The following is a 16,120-nucleotide window of genomic DNA, read 5'->3' as shown; positions in this document are numbered from 1 at the left end:
TGAAAGCGTGAATGAACAAGTGACGAGCACTACAAAAGAATTCCCGGCTGCCCTCGAAACGGAAGCCAGTGGGCGGCTCCACGACCCCTCCGTCCGCGGTTTCGCCTCGGACAACTACTCCGGCGTCCACCCTGAAATCCTCGCCGCCCTCGCCGCAGCCAATGGCGGCCACCAGGTCTCCTATGGGGAGGACCAGTACACGGAACGGCTCCAGGAGGTCATGGAGCAGCACTTCGGCACAGGCATCGAGTGCTTCCCGGTCTTCAACGGCACCGGGGCGAACGTCTTGTCCCTGCAGTCGCTGCTCCCGCGCTGGGGTGCGGTCATTTGCGCTTCGACCGCGCACATCAACATGGACGAGAACGGGGCGCCGGAGCGGATCGGCGGAATCAAGCTCCTCCAGGTCCCGACGCCTGACGGCAAGCTGACTCCGGAGTTGATCGACCGCGAAGCGTGGGGCTGGGGCGACGAGCACCGTGCGCAGCCCCTTGCCGTCTCCATCACGCAGACAACGGAGCTCGGCACGTGCTACACGCCGGAAGAAGTCCGGGCGATCGCGGACCACATCCATGCCAAGGGCATGAAACTCCACATGGACGGCGCCCGGCTCGCCAATGCCGCCGCCCACCTTGGCGTGCCGTTGCGGACGTTCACCCGCGACGCCGGCGTGGACATTTTGTCCTTCGGCGGCACCAAGAACGGGCTGCTGTTCGGCGAAGTAGTGGTCGCCCTCAATCCGGAGGCAGCCCATGGGCTGAAGTTCCTGCGGAAGATGAACATGCAGCTGGCATCCAAGATGCGCTTCATTTCGGCCCAGTTCATTGCGCTTCTTGAGTCCGGGCTGTGGCTTCGCTCTGCGGAACACGCAAATGCCATGGCCTCACGGCTCCGTACTGCGGTCGACTCCATCGAGGGTGTGGAGCCTACGCAGGCCACGGAGTCCAACGGCGTCTTCGCGGTGCTCCCCGCTGGCGTCGCCGATCGCCTCCGCTCGTCCTTCAAGTTCTACGACTGGAACGAAGCGAACCGCGAGGTGCGCTGGATGTGTTCGTTCGACACCACGGAAGAGGATATCGATTCCTTCGTTGCAGCAATCAAGCGTGAACTGGCGTCCGCATAGGGCACCCGACGGGGCGGCGTGGCTTCAAGGTTTCGCCGCCCCTGACACATAATCTGCGAAGGTGAACGCACTCGCACAGGTTCCCGCGGATTTCTTGCATGCGTTGGGAACGCTACGAAAAGCAAAGTGCCGGAGTGAGCTGCGGCTCGCGGAAATCCCGGCACCCTCCCGCTTGGCCCCCTACGCCGTGGCCTTGGGGGCAGAGGTCTTCAGCCGGTCGACGCGTCCCGGCCGGACCCCTGTCCATGGCCCCGCGGCCATGGCATTCTCCAGCGAGAGCACCCCGGGCTCCCCCGGCACGGCCGATGATGAAGACGATGAGCTCGCAACAGGCAGGTTCATCTTGCTCCACGATCCTGACGGCTCGGCTGTGTGGGACGGGGAATTCCGGATCGTCACCTATATCCGGGCGCAGCTGGAAGCCGACATGGGCAACGATGCCATGCTCGGTTCCGTGGCCTGGACATGGCTCGTGGATGCCCTCGAGAACCATTCGGCCCAGTACCGTGCGGCGGGCGGAACCGCCACACGCATCCTGTCCGAGAGTTTCGGGACGCTGGCCGAAAGACCGGAAACCATCGACATCGAGCTCCGTGCCTCATGGACACCTGCGTCATCGGATGTCCAGGCACATCTGGAAGCGTGGTGCGACATGGTCTGCACGTTCGCGGGGCTCCCTCCCCTGCCTCCCGGCGTCACTCCCCTGCCTAATCGGCGGCTCACATGAGGTCCGTGAGAGTCCGCACGAACCCATGGCCGGACCGGCCGAGCACAGAGTCGGTAAACTGAAGGCACCATGACCCCTGAAAATCTGGAACCCACCACAGCCGGCGCTCCGGCTGCTGATCCCACACCACACATCACGGTAGACGGCTTCGAAGGCCGGATACCCGAGATCATCGATCTGGACGCCCCGCGCGAGGGCGTGCCACTTGTCATCGACACCATGGCCGGCCTGGAGCGTTGCGCTGCTGCCATCGCCGCGGGATCCGGCCCCGCCGGGGTCGACGCCGAACGTGCCTCCGGCTTCCGCTACGGGCAGCGTGCCTTCCTCGTGCAGATCAGGCGCGACGGCGCAGGCACCTGGCTGATCGACCCCGAACCCTTCGATGACCTGAAAATCATCAACGAAGCGCTGCGCGGCGTCGAATGGATCCTGCACGCCGCCACGCAGGACCTTCCGTGCCTGGCCGAGCTCGGCATGTGGCCCGACAAGCTCTTCGACACGGAACTCGCCGCGCGCCTTGCCGGACTGCCCCGCGTGGGCCTGGCAGCCGTCATCGAGCAGCTCCTGGGGTTCGGCCTCGCCAAGGAACACTCGGCCGCCGACTGGTCCACCCGCCCCCTCCCCGAACCCTGGCTGCGGTACGCGGCCCTCGACGTCGAGGTGCTCGCCGAACTGCGCGAAGAACTCATTGAACTCCTGGAAGCGGACGGCAAGCTGGAATTTGCCGAACAGGAATTCGCGGGCATCCTCGCAGCTGGCCTTCCAGCCCCGCGGGTTGACCCGTGGCGCAAGACCTCCGGACTGCACCAGATCCGTGACCGCCGTCAGTTGGCTGCCGTTCGCGAGCTTTGGTACGAACGGGATCAGCTCGCGCGGAAACGGGATGTTGCTCCCAGCCGCCTCATTCCGGATTCCGCCCTGGTCGCCGCGGCCAAGGCCATGCCCACAACCGTTCCGCAGCTCCTGGCCACCAAAGGCTTCCACGGGCGGGCCGCGCAGCGCGAAGCACCACGCTGGCTGCGCTGCATTGCCGGTGCGAGGAACACCGACGACCTTCCACCACTGCACCTTCCAACCAACGCTCCCCCGCCGCCGCGTGTCTGGACAGACCGCGATCCCGAAGCCGCGGCGCGCCTGGGGACTGCCCGGCCCCGGCTTCAGGAGGCGGCCGATGGGCTCAAGCTCCCCGTGGAGAACCTGCTCACTCCGGATTACATGAGGCGCGTGCTGTGGCGGCCGCCGTCGGACATCACTGTGGAGTCCGTGTCGGAAGAACTCCGCGCGCTTGGCGCCCGCGACTGGCAAATCGCCATCACGGCGCCGATCCTCACCGAGGCCTCACTGAATCCGCAACCGCTCCCGCCCAAGGAACCCAAAGAGCCACGAAACCCGGCTTCCAAGGAACCCACCCCCGCCCCTTAGCCCGAGGTTCCCGCACCCCCATTTGAGACCCCCGCTCACAAACAAGCCCTTCAAGCCCGACCCCGGCTCACATACAAGCCCCTCAAGCCCGACCCCCGCTCACAAACAAGCCCCTCAAGCCCGACCCTCGCTCACAAACAAGCCCCTCAAGCCCGACCCCCGCTCACAAACAAGCCCTTCCTGCACGACGCCCGCTCAGATATAGGCCTTTTCCAAGGGCAATCCTTGGGTGATGTGAGCGAGGATCCGCCGGAAACCCTTCATACGTGAGCGAGGATCCGCCGGAAACCCTTCATACGTGAGCGAGGATCCGCCGGAAACCGTTCATACGTGAGCGAGGATCCGCCGGAAACCGTTCATACGTGAGCGAGGATCCGCCGGAAACCGTTCATATGTGAGCGAGGATCGGTATTGAACTCCTTGCACGCTAAGTTACTGGCGAGTAACATGGCGGTGAATGACACCGGCTTCCCCTGCGAGGGCTGTCCGGCATCCATGTCTCAACGAGGAGCTACACATGAGCCAAACAGGGAACAGCGCCAAGCCTCGGGCAGTCCGGGACGTCGTCTTCGTGGACGGTGTCCGGACGCCGTTCGGCAAAGCGGGCGAAAAAGGCATCTATGCGGGCACCCGTGCCGATGACCTCGTGGTCAAGTGCATCCGCGAACTGATGCGCCGCAACCCCGGCCTGCCCGCCGAACGCGTTGACGAAGTCGCCATCGCCGCTACGACGCAGACGGGCGACCAGGGCTTGACCATCGGCCGCACAGCCGCCCTCCTTGCCGGCCTCCCCCGCAGCGTTCCCGGCTTTGCGATCGACCGCATGTGCGCCGGAGCAATGACCGCGGTCACGACGACGGCGAGCGGCATCGGATTCGGCGCGTACGACGTCGTGATTGCCGGCGGCGTGGAGCACATGGGCAACCACCCCATGGGCGCGGGCGCGGATCCCAACCCCAGGTTCATGTCCGAGCGGATCGTGGACCCGGCCGCGCTGAACATGGGCAACACCGCCGAGAACCTGCACGACCGTTTCCCCTCGATCACCAAAGAGCGAACGGACACCTACGCCGCGGCATCCCAGGCAAAACTTGCCGCGGCCTACGGCAAGGGCCCGATCCAGCCCGACCTGGTCCCGGTCGCCACGATGAAGCCGGGACAAGGCTGGACGGTTAACATCGTCGACGAGCCGCCGCGCCCAGGGACCACGGTGGAAGACCTCGCGGAGCTGCGCACCCCGTTCAGGGCCCACGGCCGGGTCACCGCAGGCAATGCCGCCGGCTTAAACGACGGCGCGACGGCGGCAGTCCTGGCCTCCGCCGAAGCTGCCGAGGAACTCGGCCTGTCCGTGAAGATGCGCCTGGTCTCCTATGCCTTCGCAGGCGTCGAACCCGAAGTCATGGGCATCGGACCGGTCTCCGCCACTGAGAAGGCGCTTAAGAACGCCGGACTGGGCATCGAGGACATCGGCCTTTTCGAGATCAACGAGGCCTTCGCGGTTCAGGTCCTGAGCTTCCTGGACCACTTCGGAATCTCCGACGACGACCCGCGCGTCAACCGCTACGGCGGGGCGATCGCCGTCGGGCATCCCTTGGCGTCTTCCGGCGTGCGGCTCATGAACCAATTGGCGCGCCAGTTCGAAGAAGACCCGTCCGTCCGGTACGGCATAACAACGATGTGCATCGGCCTGGGAATGGGCGCCACAGTAATCTGGGAGAATCCGCGCCACGTGAGCTACAGAGACTACGACAGCGCAACAAAGACCTCGGTCAACACCGAGAGCAAGGGAGCCGCAGCATGAGCGCCGCCGAATTCCAGACACTGGCCGGACTGTTCCCGGACGAGACCGTGACCCACTCCTATGTCCAGGACATCGAACTCCCCGGCAACGCTGGAACGTTCGCCCTGATCACCCTCGACAACGGCCTGGACCACACCAAGCCCACTACCCTCGGACCAAATACCCTCGTCGAGCTCGGGACGGTACTTGAAGGCCTCAAGGCTCGCGCTGCGCGCGGCGAGATCGTCGGCGTCGGCGTGACGGGCAAGCCGTACTTCCTGGTGGCCGGAGCGGACCTCTCCGCAGTCAAGCGTCTCGAAGAGCGCGAACACGGCCTGTGGATGGCCCAGCTCGGCCACGACGTCTACGCAACGCTCGCCGACCTCGGTGTTCCGAGTTTCGCCTTCATCAATGGCCTCGCGCTTGGTGGTGGCCTTGAAATCGCCCTCCAGTCCACCTACCGTACGGTCTCGACCGGTGCGGGCGCTCTCGGGTTGCCCGAAGCCTTCATCGGGCTCGTCCCCGGCTGGGGCGGTGTCTACATCCTGCCGCGACTCATTGGCCCGGAAAACGCCGTCAAGGTCATGATCGAGAATCCGCTGAGCAACAACCGAACTCTCTCCGGCCCCGAGGCTTTCCAGCTAGGCATTGCCGACGCCATCTTCGAGCCCGCTGATTTCGTGGAGCAGTCCATTGCATGGGCCGCGAAGGTGATCGCGGGCGAGGTCGTCCCGGAACGGCGCAACTCCGTGGATCCGGCGGATCCCGCAGTTGCCGAACGCTGGGCCGGTGCGGTAGCAGCGGGCCGGGCGTTCGTGGAAGCCAAGACCTCAAACGCATCACCGGCTCCGGCCAAGGTCCTGGACATCCTCGAGGCCAACCGGACCATGGGCGAGGCGGAATCCGCGGCCCTCGAATGCGAGACGCTCGCCGAGTTGATGCAGACGGACGAGTTCCGTTCCACCGTCTACGCCTTCCTTGACCTCGTGCAGAAGCGGTCCAAGCGGCCTGCCGGCGCGCCCGACCGCAAGCTCGCACGTCCGGTGACGAAGATCGGCGTCGTCGGTGCCGGCCTGATGGCGAGCCAACTCGCCCTGCTGTTCGCACGCCAGCTCAAAGTTCCGGTCGTCCTGACGGACATCGACCAGGAGCGCGTGGACAAGGGCGTTGCCTACGTCCACGCGGAGGTGGACAAGCTGCTCGGCAAGAAGCGGATCAGTTCCGACGCCGCCAACCGGACCAAGGCCCTCGTCAGCGGTTCCGTCTCCAAAGAGTCATTCGCCGACGCCGACTTCGTCATTGAAGCTGTCTTCGAAGAACTCAATGTCAAGAAGCAGGTCTTCGCGGAAGTGGAAGCAATCGTCTCCCCCGAATGCATCCTGGCCACCAACACATCCTCGCTGTCCGTGACCGCGATGGCCGAAGACCTGCAGTACCCGGAGCGGCTCGTCGGTTTCCACTTCTTCAACCCGGTTGCGGTCATGCCGCTCCTGGAGATCGTGCGTGCTCCGAAGACCGACGACGCCGTGCTGGCCACCGCGTTCGAGCTCGCCAAGGGCTTGAAGAAGACAGCCGTGCTGGTCAAGGACGCGCCCGCTTTCGTCGTCAACCGGATCCTGCTGCGGCTCATGGGCGAAGTCATTGCCGCGTTCGACGAAGGGACACCGGCCGAAGTAGCCGACTCGGCGCTGCGCCCCATGGGCCTGCCAATGAGTCCGTTCACCCTCAGCGCGATGGTGGGCCTTCCGGTCGCCCAGCACGTCCAGGAATCGCTGCACGCTGCCTTCGGCGAGCGTTTCGCGGTATCACAGAACCTGCAGAAGCTGGTTGACAATGGCGTAAAGTCACTCTGGGTCCCGGGTCCTGAGGGAAAGCCGGTCATCCCGGCCGACACCTTGGCGCTCATGTCCTTCGGCACCACGCCTTCCACGGCCGAGGAAGTCCTGCGTCGCACGCAGGATGCATTGGCGGAGGAAATCGGGCTCATGCTCTCCGAAGGCGTCGTGGCCGGGCCCGAAGACATCGATCTCTGCGTCATCCTCGGTGCCGGCTGGCCGATGTTCCTGGGCGGGATCACACCCTATTTGGACCGGGTGGGCGCCTCCGAGCGTGTCAATGGCAAACGCTTCCTGGCACCCGGTATCGCGTCGAAGCCGAACGCGGGCTAACCCTGCCGTCCGGGAGTGTCCGGCAGCCTCCGGGCAAGGCCTCCCAATGCGCTCACCAATTCAGCGAAGGCCTCCCCCGGGTGGTTCTCCGAAACGATGCGCGCGTTGGGAGGCTCTCCCCAGAGTCCGCGGAAGTCAGCCACGGTGGTTCCGATGAGCCTGGGGGCTGCAGTCTCGACGTGCGCTGTTGCCGTGCGGGTGCGGTACCTGGCTGTTCCGGCGGCGACGGATGCTGCGAAGTAGTCGTGGATGTGCGCCACGTAGCCCTGGCCATAACGGCGATGGAACTCGAAGTAGAAGCGGAGCATGTCGCTAATATGCCGCACGAGTCCGTTCGAAGCGGTGCTGCGCCGCCCCTCGGGCTGTTCGGGAAGGACCAGTTCCGGCTCGGTGCAGCCTGCCTCCGAAGCCAGGGCGGCCACGTGTCCGGGCGTCAGTTCGATCCGTTCCGTGGTCTCGAGGGCGCACACCACCGGCAGCCGATCCTCCGGAAGGCCGGAGAAGGCAGCAAAAACTTCCGCCGCTGCATGCGGATCAACGTGCGTGTTCCACTCGGCCGTGGGCGTCGTATTGCCCTGATAGTAATAGCTCCCGCCCATGATCACGACGCCGCGCAGCAGCTCCGGCAGGCGCGGCTCGGCCCGCAGGGCGAGGGCGAAATTGGTGAGGGGCGCCGTCAGCAGGGCGGTCAGCTCCCCCGGCCGTGACCGGGCCGCTTCGACCCAGAGCTCGACGGCGTCGACGTCGCGCACCTTTCCGTGCGGTTCGGGGAGCTCGGCGTAGCCGACGCCTTGCGGTCCGTGGGTTTCCGGGGTGGTGACCAGCGGGATCTGCAGCGGCGCCCGGGCACCGATGGCAACTGGCACGTCCGGACGCCCGCACAGCTCGAGCAGGGCCAGGTTGTTCCGTGCCACTTGCTCTGCCGCAACGTTGCCCGGGGTGCTGCTCACGGCAACGAGCTCCACCTGCGGCTGGCTGCACAGATAGGCCAAGGCGAGGGCGTCGTCGATTCCCGTGTCGCAGTCCACGAGCAAGCTCACGGACCCGCGCCGGGCCGCAGCGGCTGCCTGCTCCCCGCTCATGGAACCCTCCTTAGAAAAGGGCAACCTTGGGCGTGCGCGGGAAGATGTCATCCAATTCGGCGCGTTCTTCTGCCGTGGGTACCCATCGCACGGCTTTCGCGTTTTCGGTGATTTGCGCCGGGCGGGTGGCACCGGCAATCACGCTGCTGACTGCGGGCTGGGCGGCCAGCCAGGAGAAGGCCAGCTGCAGTTCGTTCAGGTCCCGTTCCTTGGCGAATTGGCTGAACCGGCCCAGCTGGACCCAGTCGGCGTCGTTGACCATGTTGGTCCGCGTGTGGCTGAGGCGCGATCCTTCCGGGACGTTGCCTGGCGCATACTTGCCCGTCAGGAGGCCGTTCGCCAAGGGGAAATACGGCAGGACACCGAGCCCGAAGGCCTGGGCGGCCGGCAGCACTTCGAGCTCCGCGCGACGGTCCAGCAGGTTGTAATGGTTCTGGGTCGAAATGAACCGCGCACCGCCCTGGATCCGGGCGACGTATTCGGCTTCGGCGATCTGCCAGCCTGCGCGGTTGGAATGGCCGAGGTACCGGACCTTGCCGCTTGTCACGAGGTCGTCGAGGGCGGCGAGGGTCTCATCCACTGGGGTGAGAGGGTCCGGGGTGTGGTACTGGTACAGGTCAATCCAGTCGGTGCCGAGGCGGCGCAGCGATGCCTCGGCAGCCTGGATGATGTAGCGGCGCGATCCCCGGGCACCAAAATCGTTGCCGTTGGCGCCGTGCATGTCCATGCCGAATTTCGTGGCCACGATGGCATCGTCCCTGCGGCCTTTCAGGGCGACCCCCAGCATGGTCTCACTGAGGCCAGGCTCCCGGCCATAGACGTCTGCGACATCGAACAGGGTCACACCGGCATCCAAGGCGGCATGCACCACCGCGTTGGTGCCCTCCTGCGATTCCGTGGCCGTATTGGCCCGGCCGAGGTTATTGCACCCCAAACCAACTACTGAGACGGTCAATCCGGAATTTCCAAGACGGCGATATTCAATCATGGTTTCACCCTACAACGCCCGCGGTGGCCGACCCGCCGCTCAAGACCCGAAGGCGATTCCTGCCTCTTCCATCGCGTCGTGCAACTGGGCCATGACCTTGGGGCCCATGCCGTGCAGGGCCGCTACCCGCCCTTCACCGAATTCGGCGAGCTGTTCCAAGGTTTCCAAGCCCTCGTGGGCGAGTGCCCTTCGTGCGGGAGCGGACAAGCCCTTGGGCAGCGGAGTGTGTCCGGGCCAGTTGCTCTTGGGCGCCATGTTTGTCCCTTCGAAGCGGAGATATGGTCCTTAGAGAGTAAAGCCCGCGCCGGTTTTCGGCGAGTGTTTCACTTTGAAGGCGGCGGGTTCGGCATGGGGTGCGGCCGCGATGCTCAGCTTGGTGAAGTCCAGGTCTTCTCCCCGGATGCACACCTTGATGGCGTTGACGGCCTTGTTGACGTCCGGGCACAGGCAGAAAATGTTGAGCTTCGAGTCGCTGATTTCCGATCGATCCACCGTACCCAGGCCCCGCCAGGCCAGTTCGCTCGTCAAAGCGGCCTTGGCCTTGCGTTCAAGGTAGCGGTCGCGGTCGGTGCCGTCCTTCGTCTTCAGGGCAATCTGCGCGACCACCCAGAACTGCTCTTCCTCGGGAATCTCCGCATAGCCGTCCTCTTCGCATTGCGCGGCAAAGGCGGTCATGAGCCCTTCGATGGCGGATTCGTCCTCGACGTCGGTTTCGTCAGTACTGCTCTGGTGCCCTACGACCCCGTGGTTGATGACGAACTGCTTGAATTCCTCGTCATACCAAGCCTCCCGGAAATGCAGGACCGCTTCGTCGTCGCGCTTATACGTGCGGATGATGCCGCTCATGCCCGTCCTTTTCTGAACCACTCCGCGCAGGTGCTGTTCGGACCTGTCCCGTCGAAGGGTGCCTGTGTATGTGTGATGGCGGCCGGAACAGGCCGTTCACAGCGTGGGGATACTGCCTGTGCTGGGATGTTCTTGTCCTGGCAGGGGCCGCGCGAAAGGCACCTTTGTCCCCAGGACCTGCGCGACGACGTCGTGCGTTATCTGTTGGGCGGTAAGCCCCACCCGCTCAAGGACTTGGCTCCTGGTTCCATGGTCGAGGAATTCGACTGGAAGGCCCACCTCGTTGAGGGCCGTGTCCACGCCGGCCGCGCGCATCTCCTGGCGGATCCGGGATCCGACGCCGCCCGCCCGGACGCCGTCTTCGATGCAGATCACCAATCGGTGCCGGGCTGCGAGGGCAATGATGGACTTGCGTACAGGCAGGACCCACCGCGGATCAACCACTGTGGAACTGATGCCCTGGGATCCAAGCCGGGACGCGACGTCGAGGGCGAGCTCGGACATCGCGCCGACGCTGACAATCAGGACATCGTTCTCGGTGGAGCCTTCGGGTCTGCGCGCCAGCACGTCGACGCCGTCGGAAAGCCGTTCGATCGCTTCGATCTCACTTCCGACGCTGCCTTTGGAGAAGCGCACCACGCTGGGTGCGTCGGCGATGGCAACCGCCTCGCGGAGCTCTTCCCGCAAGCGGCTGGCATCGCGCGGAGCCGCGAGATGCAGCCCCGGAACGATCTGGACCATCGCCATGTCCCACATGCCGTGATGGCTTGCTCCGTCCGGACCGGTCACGCCGGCGCGGTCCAACACCACCGTCACTCCGGCCTTGTGCAGGGCAACGTCCATGAGGAGCTGGTCGAAGGCGCGGTTCAGGAACGTGGCGTAAACGGCGACGACCGGGTGCAGTCCACCGAAGGCCATGCCAGCTGCCGAGGTGAGGGCGTGCTGTTCGGCGATGCCGACGTCGATCACCCGTTCCGGGTGCCGTTCCGCGAACTTGTGCAATCCGACGGGGATCAGCATGGCGCCGGTGATGCCTACGATGTCTTCGCGTTCGTCGGCAATGTCCGCGATTTCCTCGGCGAACACCGATGTCCACGAGCGGGCTCCACCGGCTTCGGTGGGTTCGCCGGTTTCGGGATCGATGATCCCGACGGCGTGGAACTGATCGGCCTCGTTGGCGAGGGCAGGCGCGTAACCGTGGCCCTTTTCGGTCATCGCGTGGACGATCACGGGGCCGCCGTAGTTTCGGGCGGTGGTGAGCGCGTGTTCAAGGGCCCGCACGTTGTGGCCGTCGACAGGGCCGATGTACTTCATGCCGAGGTCTTCGAACATGCCTTGCGGAGCCCACCAATCCTTGATGCCCTTCTTCATGGCATGCAGGCTCTTATAGGTGAACTGGCCGATCGGTCCGCCGCTTTGCAGCTTCTTCTTCCACCAGTCCAACACGACTTCGTAGGTGGGCGCTGCCCGGAGGGAGTCGATCGTTGGGCGCAATGAAGCGAGGTAGTCCGCCACTCCGCCGACGGTGGGGGCGTAGGAGCGTCCATTGTCGTTGACGACGATCACTACGCGGCGTCGTTTATCCGAGGCGATGTTGTTGATCGCCTCCCACGCCATGCCGCCCGTCAGGGCGCCGTCTCCGACGACGGCGACGACGCAGCGGTCGCGCTCACCGGTCAATTGGCGGGCGCGGGAGATACCGTCGGCCCAAGACAAGGAAGAGGACGCGTGGGAGCTTTCGACGATGTCGTGCTCGGACTCGGCACGATCGGGGTAGCCGGACATGCCCCCTTGCTGCCGGAGGGTGCTGAAATCCTGCCTGCCGGTCAGCAATTTATGGACGTAGGACTGGTGGCCGGTGTCGAAAACGATGCTGTCGCGCGGCGAATCGAAGACCTTGTGGATGGCCATGGTGAGCTCCACCACGCCAAGGTTCGGTCCAAGGTGACCACCGGTTTGAGCGACGTTGGTGATGAGGAAAGTCCTGATCTCGCCTGCAAGCTGCTCCAGTTGCTCACTGGTGAGCTTGCTCAGGTCCTGCGGGTTCCGGATTGTCTCCAAAAGTCCCAACGGCACTCCTTAGGTGATTGACGTGCTATACAACTCTAACGCCTTGGCCGGAACCAAGCCGCAGGAAAGGCTACAGCCCCGACAGGTCGATGACCAGCCGGGGCTGTAGCTGTTGCTTATCGGCTCTGGCGCAGTTCGCGCTAGTGTGCCGAGATCTGGCGCAAAACGTACTGTGACGTGCTCCCACTAGGCGGCAGATCTGGCGAAATTCCGAGGACATGGGCGATTTGAGCAGCGATGTTTGCGCCAGGACGACACAATGCCCAAAATTTCTGGGTGCGGCGATCATATTGGTCGTGGATGTCTACCGCTATCATAGGATGTCGACCTGCGCGGCATAAGCAGTCAACGTGCTCCGTTAGTAGTTCTCCCCTATGCTTGGCCGGGCGCGACAGCGGCATTCCAGCGGGTAGATGTACTCCGATAGCGATAGGCCTGGGAAGCGATCTCGACAACCGCGGGACCAGCTCCGGGGAGCTGCGCCGTGCACTGTGCTAGCTGGGCAGCCCGAGTTTGTCGAAGAATGCCCGGTTCCTCTCAGTTGCAGCGTTGACCAACCCGTCGAAGCTCATGACTTCGATGTATGCCTTGGCGGAGTCGTTGAAACCGAAGTACCCGAGACCGTCATGTGTCGGCCGCAGGTTCGAAATCTCGCATCGCTCGATCATCTTCTCTGTAAGGTCGGCGATGATATAACAGAAGGCCGGCGGCTCGTGGGTCGGCGGGATCGGTCTCCCCGTTGCGGTGACCACGCCACCTGCGCGGATCCTTTTCACGTAGTCGAGGCACTGCTGGATCGGGTTCTTGTCCTCGGTGGCGTCCTTGCGCATCGGCCTCTTGATCTCAACCACAACAATCGACGGGAGCGGCAGCTTCTGCCCCTCGGCCGCGAGCACCGGCGAGTCCATGAGCCGCGTCGCAACTATGTCGGGCTCCTTGGTGGATTCAGAACCCGTGATCGGCATGCTCTTCAGCGTCTTGTCGGACGCGAGGTAGTCGTGGAACGCGAGTCTCTCGTCGATGATCCACAGGTTCGAACCATCGGCGGCGTGCTCGCTGGACTCGGTCCGCATCGGGACGATCAGCGAGTGGATCGCATCCTCCCGGCTGTACTTCCCGTCCTTGTCCGCGCGGATCAGCCGCCCGAGCAGATCCAGCACCGTCCGGCGGCGCGAGACGTACGCAGCCAGGTCGGACTGGTTGATCTCGCTGACGGTGGCGAGATATGCGGCGAGCCGTTCCGCGTAGTCCTCCGCCGGCTCCGCGTCGGCCTCAGCGAAGATCTCCTGCCCCTGAATGAATGCTTCGGACTCGATCTTTTGAAGCTGCCGGTGCAGCTGGAGCTCCAGGTCCTGGTCCTTAATCGATGGGTCCACCGTGATGCCGCGCTCCTCGATCTTGGCCAGCAAGGGCCGGTACCGCGGCGCGCGTTTGGTCACGAACTCGTGGACGCGCTTCTTACCCTGCTCGCGGGCCGACTCGAGCGGAGCCTTCAGGATCGTCCTGACTTCTTCGAGGACAGCCTCTCGAATGTCATCCAGGGAGAGGTCATCGATGAGGGGCTGCCCCGCGATGCGGTCGCTGATGTCGAAGGCTGTCCGGTCGGCGCGGACGCGCTCGTCGAGGAAGTCCGAAGTCAGGTAGCACGCGTAGACGAACTCATTGGAGGCCTCGTCCCCGAGCTTGCCGTGGAGTCCCGGCACCTTCCCGCTCAGGTTTTCCTCGATGACGACGCGGCTCGCCGCGCACCAGTGGAGGCGGGGGACGGAGTTCCGCGCGGTGGCCTTCAGCCGGAGGTTCAGCATGTCGAACCTCTGCCCCTTGACCTCGATCTTCGACGACGTCATTGCCGAGTCGACGAACTCGTCCATCAAGTCAGCCAACGACACCGATTCGTCGTCGTCCGCGATTGTCACGAGAGGGGCCCCGCCAGGTCGGAGGAAGTACCAGATGCAGTGCTCGAAGACCTCGCGCGCGATGGCGTCGACGCCCTTCGGGGCATTCAGCTGGTACGCCTTCTTGAAACCGTCCAGGATGACGACCGCGCCGGGGCGCACAAACCCGTCCGCGTCGCCGTCGTGCTCGACCTCTCGTTCGACCGAGAATCTGAACTGACGACCTCGGAGCTTCCCGTCCTCGTCTTCATAGGCGCTGCGGACCGAAACCTTGTCGAAGGCCTTGAGCCACAGCAGCCGCCCGACACCACGGCAGCCCAGGTCAGACTTGAAATCACTGTCCAATGTTTCGAACGAGGACATGTTCTGAGGGGTGAATCCGATACCGTCGTCCTCGACGGAGAAGCCGACAATCGGTTTCATGGCGGCACGTCCAGGACCCGGCTGGCCTAGTTCGAACTCCGCCTGAGCGTCCCGATGCACCCTCACGTGGATGCGTCCAGGCACTGCGGAGTCCCCGCGACGCGCGTCGACCGCCTGGATAGCATTGACAATTGCCTCGAGGAGAGGCAAGAGCGCGTGACTCTTCGGCAGACTCGTGTTGCGAACTCGGCCCGCAAGGGAAGTCGTCAGGGCCATGCAATCACTCCTTGGTCAGATATGGAAACTCTATCCGTCAGCCCCGACAAAATATCAACGCGCCACAGCGCTCCAACGGTGCTGCGGTCACGATGCGAGGCAGTTGGGCACTGCGAAGCGTTCGTTGTCCCGGCACTGAACAGCGGCTCCCCCACTTCAGGCCTCCGCGGACGTCAACGATACTTAGAGAGTGACTGACCGGCCGGCAATCTACTTGTTCCCGTATCTTCGACTGCGCGAGGAGGTGAATGCCGGACCATGGGTGCTGCAACCACTTGACCCAAGAAAACTGGATGAGCCTTTTGACAGTTTTGGCAGGACCTTGAAGGCTCTCCTTTCTCGGTTTCGTGATGAAGCCGGCCAGCCGTTGACTACTGCCACACTTGTTCAACGTAGAGAACCAGAGCTTGATCCTGGCGAGGCCCGCGAACATGAACGAAGCGCCCTGCAAGCTGCCGTGTTGTTCGCTGCGGCCGACGCCAACGCAGGCCAGGGAAACGAAATCCCCTGGGAAGCACCCGCACTAAACCTTGCCACTGCTGAAGTGGCGACGTTCTTTGTGGGTGAACTCACGGCGCTCGAGCGCGGAACCTTTGTGCGTACCCGGGGAGGAACTCTGAATCGGAGAACCATTGGCGGCGGCACCGTTCATGATGACTTTGTTGTCGTGCCGGCTCCGGAAGGACTGGTGACGATTCCGGATCTCTCGCTCGACGGCCAACTTCTGGATGCTGTGTACCGCATCTCGATGGAGGCCCTGTCTGATGCATCTACCAAAACCATGCGCGAGGTCTGGGCGGCCCTCCATTGGCACGGTCGCGCGTGGGAGAACTCGCCGCTTCACACCATGCCGGATATCCTCGTGCAGCTGAAGACGGCCATCGAGGCACTCTCTCAGGTAAAACCGGAACAGCGAGCGGCATCGGCGTCCTTGAAGAGATCTACGGCTCAGTGACAGGAACGATCGGTGCCGATGAGTTCCTCTGGCGGGGGTCAACACCACGTTTTTCACGCGAATTCAATGGGAAAACCAAGATGTACAGTTCCTTCGGCCACTGGTACTGGTACTTGGCAGATACCCGCAACACCATCGTCCACGACACGGAATCACCTGTCATGGAGCACAACGCTGCCGGATCACCGTTCCGGGGAAACCTCTTTCGTGTTGCCGAGCGGGTAACGCGCGAACTCATCAAGATCCGCCTCGCTCAGCTTGGCTATCCGGAAGCAGCCCTGAGCCCGTCGAGTCGAATGCATCTTCGCATCGCCCCAAACCTCGCCAATGAAAGGGGCTGCCCCCGGTTTTGTTGACTCCTTGACCTAGCGAGCTTGTGCTCGTGGAAGGATGTTGACCATGCCCACGGCTTATGGGGCGGAGTTCCG

The 16,120-nt window shown here is 64.0% G+C and carries 13 protein-coding genes; 7 read left to right on the top strand and 6 right to left on the bottom strand.

Going from position 1 to position 16,120, the window contains the following annotated elements:
- The first annotated feature begins 7 nt into the window (after window positions 1–7).
- The 5 genes from AB0O52_RS10110 (at window position 8) to AB0O52_RS10090 (ending at window position 7,217) form a co-directional block, all read left to right on the top strand.
- Window positions 8–1,120 (top strand): low specificity L-threonine aldolase, encoded by a 1,113-nt coding sequence (locus tag AB0O52_RS10110; RefSeq protein WP_364537014.1) that lies wholly within the window; start codon window positions 8–10, stop codon window positions 1,118–1,120.
- A gap of 61 nt (window positions 1,121–1,181) precedes the next feature.
- Window positions 1,182–1,847 carry a DUF3000 domain-containing protein gene (locus AB0O52_RS10105; RefSeq protein ID WP_364537012.1) on the top strand — a complete coding sequence of 222 codons (666 nt, stop codon included), beginning with the start codon at window positions 1,182–1,184 and terminating at the stop codon, window positions 1,845–1,847.
- Between the two features lie 69 nt (window positions 1,848–1,916).
- Window positions 1,917–3,269 (top strand): HRDC domain-containing protein, encoded by a 1,353-nt coding sequence (locus tag AB0O52_RS10100; RefSeq protein WP_364537009.1) that lies wholly within the window; start codon window positions 1,917–1,919, stop codon window positions 3,267–3,269.
- Between the two features lie 517 nt (window positions 3,270–3,786).
- The gene (locus AB0O52_RS10095) at window positions 3,787–5,070 is read left to right on the top strand and encodes an acetyl-CoA C-acyltransferase (protein WP_364537006.1); all 1,284 of its coding nucleotides are present in this window, start codon (window positions 3,787–3,789) and stop codon (window positions 5,068–5,070) included.
- Window positions 5,067–7,217: a 3-hydroxyacyl-CoA dehydrogenase NAD-binding domain-containing protein gene (locus AB0O52_RS10090; RefSeq protein ID WP_364537003.1), complete on the top strand. Its 2,151-nt coding sequence runs from the start codon at window positions 5,067–5,069 to the stop codon at window positions 7,215–7,217. The genes AB0O52_RS10095 and AB0O52_RS10090 overlap by 4 nt, the downstream gene beginning before the upstream one ends.
- On the opposite strand, the gene AB0O52_RS10085 is transcribed toward AB0O52_RS10090, so the two are convergent.
- The 6 genes from AB0O52_RS10085 to AB0O52_RS10060 form a co-directional block, all read right to left on the bottom strand.
- Window positions 7,214–8,299, bottom strand: coding sequence for a nucleoside hydrolase (locus tag AB0O52_RS10085; RefSeq protein ID WP_364537000.1), 1,086 nt, complete (start codon window positions 8,297–8,299; stop codon window positions 7,214–7,216). The two genes, AB0O52_RS10090 and AB0O52_RS10085, sit on opposite strands and share 4 nt — an antisense overlap.
- 10 nt (window positions 8,300–8,309) lie before the next feature.
- The gene (locus AB0O52_RS10080; RefSeq protein ID WP_364536997.1) at window positions 8,310–9,287 is read right to left on the bottom strand and encodes an aldo/keto reductase; all 978 of its coding nucleotides are present in this window, start codon (window positions 9,285–9,287) and stop codon (window positions 8,310–8,312) included.
- Between the two features lie 39 nt (window positions 9,288–9,326).
- A complete protein-coding gene (locus AB0O52_RS10075; protein WP_028266791.1) occupies window positions 9,327–9,542 on the bottom strand; it encodes a hypothetical protein in 216 nt (71 codons plus the stop codon).
- A gap of 30 nt (window positions 9,543–9,572) precedes the next feature.
- Window positions 9,573–10,133 (bottom strand): hypothetical protein, encoded by a 561-nt coding sequence (locus AB0O52_RS10070; protein WP_364536994.1) that lies wholly within the window; start codon window positions 10,131–10,133, stop codon window positions 9,573–9,575.
- 96 nt (window positions 10,134–10,229) lie between these two features.
- On the bottom strand, window positions 10,230–12,203 hold the full coding sequence (gene dxs, locus AB0O52_RS10065) for a 1-deoxy-D-xylulose-5-phosphate synthase (RefSeq protein WP_364536992.1): 1,974 nt from the start codon (window positions 12,201–12,203) through the stop codon (window positions 10,230–10,232).
- 494 nt (window positions 12,204–12,697) lie between these two features.
- Window positions 12,698–14,737, bottom strand: coding sequence for an ATP-binding protein (locus tag AB0O52_RS10060; RefSeq protein ID WP_364536989.1), 2,040 nt, complete (start codon window positions 14,735–14,737; stop codon window positions 12,698–12,700).
- A gap of 190 nt (window positions 14,738–14,927) precedes the next feature.
- On the opposite strand from AB0O52_RS10060, the gene AB0O52_RS10055 reads away from it, so the two are divergent.
- Together AB0O52_RS10055 and AB0O52_RS10050 are read left to right on the top strand one after the other, a co-directional pair.
- On the top strand, window positions 14,928–15,692 hold the full coding sequence (locus tag AB0O52_RS10055; RefSeq protein WP_364536986.1) for a hypothetical protein: 765 nt from the start codon (window positions 14,928–14,930) through the stop codon (window positions 15,690–15,692).
- Window positions 15,689–16,048 carry a hypothetical protein gene (locus AB0O52_RS10050; RefSeq protein ID WP_364536983.1) on the top strand — a complete coding sequence of 120 codons (360 nt, stop codon included), beginning with the start codon at window positions 15,689–15,691 and terminating at the stop codon, window positions 16,046–16,048. The genes AB0O52_RS10055 and AB0O52_RS10050 overlap by 4 nt, the downstream gene beginning before the upstream one ends.
- Window positions 16,049–16,120 lie beyond the last annotated feature (72 nt).

Origin of the sequence: Arthrobacter sp. NPDC080073, from assembly GCF_040686575.1 — a bacterium.
In the GTDB taxonomy this organism is placed as follows: domain Bacteria; phylum Actinomycetota; class Actinomycetes; order Actinomycetales; family Micrococcaceae; genus Arthrobacter.
The sequence above is the reverse complement of the archived record's forward strand: the minus strand, read 5'-3'. Positions and strand labels throughout refer to the sequence as shown.